The sequence below is a fragment of the Streptosporangium vulgare genome (genome assembly GCF_042428775.1).
Taxonomy (GTDB): domain Bacteria; phylum Actinomycetota; class Actinomycetes; order Streptosporangiales; family Streptosporangiaceae; genus Streptosporangium; species Streptosporangium vulgare.
Map to the genome: position 1 here is coordinate 1 of NZ_JBHMBS010000069.1, position 7,298 is coordinate 7,298.

Sequence of the window (7,298 nt, forward strand, 5' to 3'; positions counted from 1 at the left end):
CGCGGCTGGCCTGACATGCCGCAGTTCGGCCGAGCGATGATGGACGTCTTCTCGAAGTCCATCAACTCCGCATCCGCATGAACACACCTGGCCGGTCTCGGTGACTCGATCCCGGCCAACCTGTTCAACCCGCGAGTGATCGTCATCGGAGGCTATTCGCCTCACTGGCCCAGTGGCTGCTGCCACACGCACAAGACCGGCTGCAACGGCTCGTGGTAGCAGCTCCAGCCGCCCAGTGCCGATTCGTCGCCTCCACGCTCGGCTTCGGCGCCGCCTCCCGTGGCGCGGCGAGCATGGTGATCAACCACATCATCGACGACCCGACCACGATCATGGATTTACCCAGGCCGGCACCTTACTGACGGCCCCACAGACCTGGAGACAGCACCCTCCAGCAACCGCAATATCCGCTACCACCAAGTGGCAATAAGCGCGGCGGCGCGCGCCTTGCCTGACATCCCCCCGGTCAGGAAGGGCTTTTCATGTCACCACGTCATCGAACATGGGCCAGGCTGCTCGACGCAGTCCTGCCAGAAAACGGACGACGTCCGAGAGGTCGCACCGCGACCACGATGGCCTTGGCCCTCATCGCCCCTTTCATCACGCTCCTCACGATGCCGGTGAGCGCCGAGGCCGCCACGGCGGCTAAGCCCGCTTTCAAGGTGCTCGTGGTGCGCAGCACCCAGAACGCGGTGTCGTCGGCCGGCCTGGCCGCGATCCGGAATGCGGCCAGAACCGGTGATTTCACGGTCGTGGCGCCCGGGCCCGCTGACGTGGGCGACCATTTCACGGAGAAGAAGCTGGGGCAGTACCGCGCGGTCGTGTTCTTGGACACGGGTCTCGCGAGCCCGCTCACGGACGCGCAACGCGCGAACTTCGAGAGCTACTTCCGCAAGGGCGGCGGCTTCGTCGGCGTCGGCTCGGCGGTCGAGACCGACGAGTCCTGGTCGTTCCTGACTGACGTCCTGGGGACGCGTGCGTCCGGCAGGACCGACGTGCAAGCGGGTGACGTGAAGGTCGCCGACCGCGTCCACGACGCGAGCAAGGATCTGCCGCAGTTCTGGTCGCGGACCGACAACTGGTACAACTTCACGAAGAACGTCCGCGGTCTGTCACACGTCCTCGCCACCGTCGTCGAGGACCCGTTCGGGCCGCAGCCGCAGGGCGCCGACCTCGACGGGATCGCCGGGGGGACGATGGGCGCCGATCACCCGGTCTCGTGGTGTAAGGACTTCCAGGGCGGCCGCTCGTTCTACACCGGCCTGGGCAACACGGCCGCGAGCTTCGACGCCGGCCTCACCAAGCACCTCAAGGGTGCGATCGGCTGGGCCGCGGGTCAGGCCGACCCGGTCTACAGCGATTGCGGCGCGACCGTGCTGGCCAACTACCAGCAGACGAAGATCGGCTCGCCGCCGAACCTGCAGGAGCCGATCGGCTTCGACCAGCTGCCGGACGGCCGCGTTCTGCAGACGGACCGCCTCGGCTCGCTGCGCATGCACGACTCGGCCACGGGCGTCACCACGGTCGTCGCCAACTTCGCCGATCCGAGCCTGCCGATGACGCAGCAGATCTACTCCGCGGGCGAGGACGGGCTCTATGGCCCGGCGGTCGACGCCAACTTCGCGACCAACAAGTGGGTCTACCTCTACTACTCGGGGAAGGAGGTCACCGACGTCAAGCTGAGCGACGGATCGGTCGTCACCCAGATCACGCCGAACACCACCCCGCCGAACGTGGCGGCGTCCAAGACCGCGTGGGATCCGTACGTGGGCTATTTCCAGCTCAGCCGCTTCAAGTTCGTCGACGCCACCGACAGCACGCCGGCGCACCTCGACATGGGCTCCGAGCAGCAGATCATGCGCGTGCCGGTCAACCGCCAGGAGTGCTGCCACGTCGGGGGCGACATCGACTTCGACAAGCACGGCAACCTCTGGATGGTCACCGGCGATGACACGCCCGCGGGCGGCATCAACGCCGGCGGCTACGGGCCGTACAACTCGCAGAAGACCGACGAGCAGCAGACCGTGCGCGTCACCAACGCGACGGGCGGCACGTTCACGCTGACCTTCGAGGGCCAGACGACGGAGCCGATCGCGTGGAACGCGGATCGCAATGCGATCGACGCGGCGCTCGAGGCGCTCTCGAACATCGAGGCGGATGAGATCCAGACCAGCGGCGGCCCGGTCAACACGTCGAACGTCAACGTGTTCTTCCGCCGCGGCAAGCAGCAGTCCGATCAGCCGCAGATCACCGCCGACGGCGCCGGCCTGACCGGCACCGCCACGCCGGCGATCGCCACCAACACGGCGCAGGCGGGCGGCTGGTATCAGCGGCTCACCGGTGACTCGCGCCGCAGCGCGCTGAACACCAACGACCTGCGCGGCAAGGTGCTGCGGATCAAGGTCAAGGACGGCGACATCTCCGCCGCCAACGCCAACAAGGTCGACTTCGGCTCCGGCACGGGCGCCTACTCGATCCCGTCGGGCAACCTGTTCCCGCCGGTCGCGGGCGCGCCGCAGGACAAGACGCGGCCGGAGGTCTACGCGATGGGTCTCCGCAACCCGTTCCGGATCCAGGTCGACGAGAACGACGTGGCCTACATCGGCGACTACTCGCCCGACGCCCAGACACCGCAGCGCTCGCGCGGCCCGTCGGGCACCGGCCGCTACCAGATCGTGCGCAAGCCGTCCAACTACGGCTGGCCGACGTGCTACAAGCGCGACCTCGCGTACTACGAGTGGAACTTCCACGAGTTCGCGCCCGGCACCACCACCGCGGGCACGCCGCTGAACAACCCGCCTCAGAAGTTCGACTGCGACGGGCCGACGCAGCGCAACGACTCGCTGTGGAACATCGAGGGCGGTCCGACGGTCGAGCCGGGCCTGAGGGACGTCCCGCCGGTCACCGACCCGGACATCTGGTACTCCTACCGCGACAACAACACGAACACGCCGCTCGGTACCCCGTGCGAGGCCTACTACGCGCCGACCCCGGGCCCGATCGCGCCCGGCTCGACGACCGAGTGCCCGCGGCTGTTCCCCGAGCTCTACACCGGCGGCGTCGGTCCGCACGGGGTCACGAAGTACCACTACGACGCGGAGAACCCGAACCCTAACAAGTTCCCGCCGTACTACGACGACTCGGTGATCATCAGCGAGTGGACGCAGGACACGCTGCGCGAGGTCAAGCTCGACAAGCAGAACAACCATGTCCAGAAGATCAACAACTTCCTGGATTGCGGCAGCCGTGCGAACACCGGGGCAGGCAGGTTCCGGTTCGAGTGCGACAACCCGATGGACTTGCAGTTCGGTTCTGACGGCGCGTTCTACCTGCTGACCTACGGCAACGGGTTCAACGTCATCAGCCCCGACGCGGGCATGTACAAGTGGGAGTACGTCAAGGGCAAGCGCGCGCCGAAGGCCGTGCTCACCACGGACCGCACCGATGGCTCAACGCCGCTGACCGTGAACTTCTCCAGCGCCGGCTCGCTGGATGAGGATCCCGGCGACTCGATCCGCTACGAGTGGAACTTCGGCGACGGCTCGGCGATCGAGACCGACCCGAACCCGACACACACCTACACGCGGTCCGGCCGCTACACGGCCGTGCTGACCGTGCTCGACTCGTCCGGCAGGCAAACCTCGACCAGCACCGTGATCACCGTGGGCAACACGAGCCCGACGGTGGTCGTCAATACGCCGGTGGATGGCGGGACGTTCGCGTTCGGCGACGACATCCCGTTCTCGGTCACGGTCACCGACCCCGAGGACGGGACGGTGAATTGCTCCGAGGTGCAGGTGACGTTCGTGCTCGCCCACGACGAGCACGGCCACGCCGAGGAGTCCGTCAACGGCTGCTCGGGCGTGCTCCACACGATCGCCGACGACGTCTCACACGGCGGCAACGTCTCCGGCGTGATCCAGGCGCGCTACACCGACCACGGCGGTCCGGGCGGCGTCCCGCATCTGACCACGACCGGCCAGCACCAGATCCGCCAGAAGCACCAGGAGGTGGAGTTCGTCGTCAACCAGTCCGGCACCAACACGGCGACCAACACCGACGGCGGCGCCGGCGTGCACCGCGGCAGCCTGGGTTCGGGCGACTGGCTCCAGCTCAACGGCCCGTTCAACCTGACCAACATCGATTCGATCACGTTCCGCGTGGCGGACGCGGCGACCGGCCGCACGCCCGGGTCGCCGCTGGCGGCAATCGAGGTCCGTCAGGACTCGATCACCGGGCCGATCCTGACGACGGCCAACCTCGTGTCCACCGGCGGGACGGGAACCTGGACGAGCCAGACGTTCCCGGTCTCGATGTCCGGGACGCATGAGCTGTTCCTGGTGTTCCGCTCGGTCACGGGTGGCGCCACGGGCGGCAACCTGTTCAACCTCAACTGGGCCGAGTTCGTCGGCACGGGCATCGGCAGCTAGCGAACCCGCCCATACAGCGGCAAGAAAGAGAAGAAACTCATGCGAAGAAGATTTCACGCATTGGCAGTGGCCGCCTGCGTGACGGCGGCCGCACTCATCCCCGCGGCACCGTCGTGGGCAGAGGAAACGACACCGCCGACGATCAACGTGGCGACGCTGTCGCCCTCTGCGCCGACCGGCCAGAACAACTGGTACCGCGACCCGGTGACGCTGAACATGTCGGCGACCGACGACGTCGGCATCGCAAAGTTCCAGTACTCGCTCAACGCCGGCGCCGCCTACATCGACGTGCCCGTCGAGGGGGCGCCGGCGACGGCCACGGCGTCGGCGGTGATCACGCAGGAGGGCAACACCAGCGTCCGGTACCGCGCGGTCGACACGTCCGGAAACGTCGCGGCGTTCCGCTCGATCTCGGTCCGGATCGACACGCGCGCGCCGGCCGCATCGTACCCGGCGATCACCGACGGTCACGTCGGTCACGTCGCCACACTCATCCCGACGCGCACGGACCCCGCCCCCGGCTCGGGCGGAGTGGCTGTGCTGAACATGTACCTCGACGGCAAGCTGGTCCCGCCGTTGCCGGTGCAGACCTCCGACCTGTCGCTCGGCGTGCACACGCTCGCGGTGCACCTCTCTGACGCTGCTTCCAACAGCGCGAAGTACACGCAGACGTTCATCGTGACGACATCGTTCGCGGACGTCGGCACGCTGATCGCCCGGTTCGTGACCGCCGGCAGCGTCCCGGCGGAGGTCGGCGCGGCGCTCCAGGCCAAGCTCGACGAGGCGAAGGCGCTCGCCGACGCCGGTTCGGCCAAGCAAGCGAGCCAGGTCCTGAAAGAGTCCGTCTCGATCGCCAACGGCCAGATCAAGCCCGGCTCGGCCCGCAGCACAATCATGGACGATACGCGTTACCTGATCGACCAGCTCAAGGACCGGCTCGCGCCGGAGCCCGCGACGGGCCTCGAGTCTGAGCCCGCGGAGGGCCCGAAGTTCATCCCGGACCCGGTGCTCACCCCGCTCCCGCACAACCCGGACGCCGACTACAACGTCCTGGTCTTCTCCAAGACGACGGGCTTCCGGCACGACCACATCTCGCACACCGTGGCCGCGATCCAGAAGCTCGGCATCGAGCGCAACTTCAACGTCGACGTCTACGACCCGCAACTCCCGACCGTCACGCTGCCCACGAGCCCGTTCCTGAGCCTCGACACGCTCAAGAAGTACGACACGATCGTCTTCGAGTCCAACGTCGGGCACCCGGGCCCGCTCAATGCGATCACCGAGCAGCCGAACTTCGAGGCCTACATGAACCAGGGTGGCGGCTATGTCGGCATCCACGGCGCCGCCGACTCGTTCGAGCTCCGCACCTGGCCGTGGTACGGCAACCTCGTCGGCGGGTTCTTCACCAACCATCCGAGCGGCCAGAACGGGTTCGGCCAGTGCGGCAGCTGCATCCACGCCGAGGTGGTGACCGAGGACAAAAAGCACCCGGCGACCGCGCATCTCCCTGCCAAGTGGATGACGGTCGACGAGCTCTACAACTTCGACCGCAACATGCGGGCCGACGTGCACACGCTGCTGAGCCTCAACGAGGACAGCTACCAGCGCAGCCTCAACAGCGGCAACGCGGCCACCAACCCGCTGCGGCTGATGAACGGAGACCACCCGATCGCGTGGTGCCAGAACTGGGGCGGTGGCAAGGCGTTCTCGAACATCCTCGGCCACTTCCGGACGCATTACTACGACGACTCGTTCATGCGGATCATCCTCGGCGGGATCGAGACGACCGCCGACCGCACGGACGCCAACTGCTCGTCCTACCGCGAGACCAGCCTGCTGATCGAGGCCGACCGAACGGCCGGGCTGCTGACCGAGTCCGCTGCGGACGCCGCCGATGCCGCCCTGGACATCGCGCGGGACAGTTACCTGGCAACCAACTACACCAGCGCCATCTCGGCGCTGAACTCGATCGTCTCCGTGGCTAACCTCAAGGCCTCCGGCGACGCTGCGGCGCGTTCCGAGCTCTTGCGGCAGGCGCGCGAGCTGCGGGAGTGGATGCAGAACCTCAACCGCCGCTGACCCGTTGACGCGGTGGGGGCGGTGGATCGCCGCTCCCACCGCGCTGACGCTGGAGCGCACCACTATCGCGGATTTATGCACGACCTTCTCATGATCATCGATGAAACATCGGTGCCGCACGTGACCCATCCTCCGAAGGGAGGGGAGGAAGATGACGGTGACCCTTGGTCGAATTATCGGGCTGTCGCGGGCGCCGCCCCGCACCGGCCTCACGAGTACGCCGCGCCGTACTGGGTCTTCAGTCAGTCGAGAAGTCCTTCGGTCCTTGTGTGGCCCGATGGCGAACCGAGCAGGACGTCGAGCATGCTCAGGGGAGCTTCAGGTGGTCGAAGTAGGGCGCTGACGGGCGGTTCCGCGATGGTGCAGGATGGCTGGCATCCGCCACCTTTCCTATACGATCCGAGTGGTCGTCACCATGCAGCAGCGTTGCGACCGATGTCAACAGGTTCGCGAAGACGCTAGAAGGGACCTCACGTCACGATGGACGACGAAGCGATGATCGCGCCGCGCCGTGGAGCCATGAGGGGCGGAACGCCGCCGGGGAGATCTCGCGACCGGCTTGCCGACGAGGTGTACGACACGCTGCTCGGACAGCCGGAGGACTTCCCGAAACTCGGCTATTACGTATGCTGATGTGACGGTCGGTGACGTGGAAATTGTTGGGGCATCCAAGTTGGTTTTGGGAAGTCCTCCTGATGTCGCTACGGATCGAGCCTGGCTCCCGCGTCACGATCGATGCCCTGGCGCGAGAGCTGGGGGTCTCGCAGACGCCGATCCGAGACGCTCTGA

The 7,298-nt window shown here is 67.0% G+C and carries 5 protein-coding genes; all 5 read left to right on the forward strand.

All coding sequences use genetic code 11. The annotated features are described in order from the left end of the window. The first annotated feature begins 212 nt into the window (after positions 1–212). A complete protein-coding gene (locus ACFFRH_RS43875; protein ID WP_386164087.1) occupies positions 213–362 on the forward strand; it encodes a hypothetical protein in 150 nt (49 codons plus the stop codon). A 210-nt stretch (positions 363–572) separates the two neighbouring features. Then, on the forward strand, positions 573–4,430 hold the full coding sequence (locus ACFFRH_RS43880; protein WP_344744624.1) for a ThuA domain-containing protein: 3,858 nt from the start codon (positions 573–575) through the stop codon (positions 4,428–4,430). A gap of 39 nt (positions 4,431–4,469) precedes the next feature. Then, on the forward strand, positions 4,470–6,509 hold the full coding sequence (locus ACFFRH_RS43885; protein ID WP_386164090.1) for a ThuA domain-containing protein: 2,040 nt from the start codon (positions 4,470–4,472) through the stop codon (positions 6,507–6,509). A 480-nt stretch (positions 6,510–6,989) separates the two neighbouring features. Then, complete coding sequence (locus ACFFRH_RS43890; protein WP_344744623.1) at positions 6,990–7,142, forward strand: hypothetical protein; 153 nt, start codon at positions 6,990–6,992, stop codon at positions 7,140–7,142. Between the two features lie 62 nt (positions 7,143–7,204). Next, positions 7,205–7,298 (forward strand): GntR family transcriptional regulator (locus ACFFRH_RS43895; RefSeq protein ID WP_386164092.1); only part of this gene is annotated, 94 nt, incomplete at its 3' end.

Coding starts and splice junctions, on each gene's coding strand:
- ACFFRH_RS43890 (WP_344744623.1), top strand. CDS start 6,990: ATGGACGACGAAGCGATGATCGCGCCGCGCCGTGGAGCCATGAGGGGC.
- ACFFRH_RS43880 (WP_344744624.1), top strand. CDS start 573: ATGGCCTTGGCCCTCATCGCCCCTTTCATCACGCTCCTCACGATGCCG.
- ACFFRH_RS43885 (WP_386164090.1), top strand. CDS start 4,470: ATGCGAAGAAGATTTCACGCATTGGCAGTGGCCGCCTGCGTGACGGCG.